The sequence below is a fragment of the Actinomadura sp. WAC 06369 genome (genome assembly GCF_003947565.1).
In the GTDB taxonomy this organism is placed as follows: domain Bacteria; phylum Actinomycetota; class Actinomycetes; order Streptosporangiales; family Streptosporangiaceae; genus Spirillospora; species Spirillospora rifamycini.
The window spans coordinates 1-420 of the sequence record NZ_QHJN01000437.1; the positions used below are offsets into that span (position 1 = coordinate 1).

1 protein-coding gene is annotated in these 420 nt (G+C 71.7%); it reads left to right on the forward strand.

Annotated features, from left to right (window positions below; genetic code table 11):
- Positions 1-172: 172 nt before the first annotated feature.
- Positions 173-420: DUF1707 SHOCT-like domain-containing protein (locus DMH08_RS39845; protein ID WP_148108685.1), on the forward strand; the 248-nt coding region annotated here is incomplete at its 3' end.

Here is a 420-nt window from a genome sequence, read left to right on the forward strand (position 1 = left end):
TGCGCGCGGCCGAGCGTCCCCCCTGTGGCGGCTACGTGCATGTCCGAAACCTAGCGCGGCGGACGTCCGCCGAGCATGATCACGCGGCGGGGTGGCCGGATTTGGCGATATGTCTCGATGCCCGGACCCGGCCGGGTTAAGATACATCTCGTCTTCTCGAAGGAGAGATGCGATGAGCGTCGAGCACCAGCCCCTCCGCGCCTCCGACCGCGACCGCGACGAGGTCCTCGTCCGGCTCCACACCGCCTACGCCGAAGGCCGGCTCAGCGAGACGGAACTGGACGAGCGCATCGACCTCACCCTCGCCGCCCGCACCCACGACGACCTCGGCCGCGTCTCGGCCGACCTCCCCAGGCCCGCCGCCCCCGGAACCCCCGCGGGCCGCCTGCAGGTGGCGTACAAGGACACCGTCACGCGCGC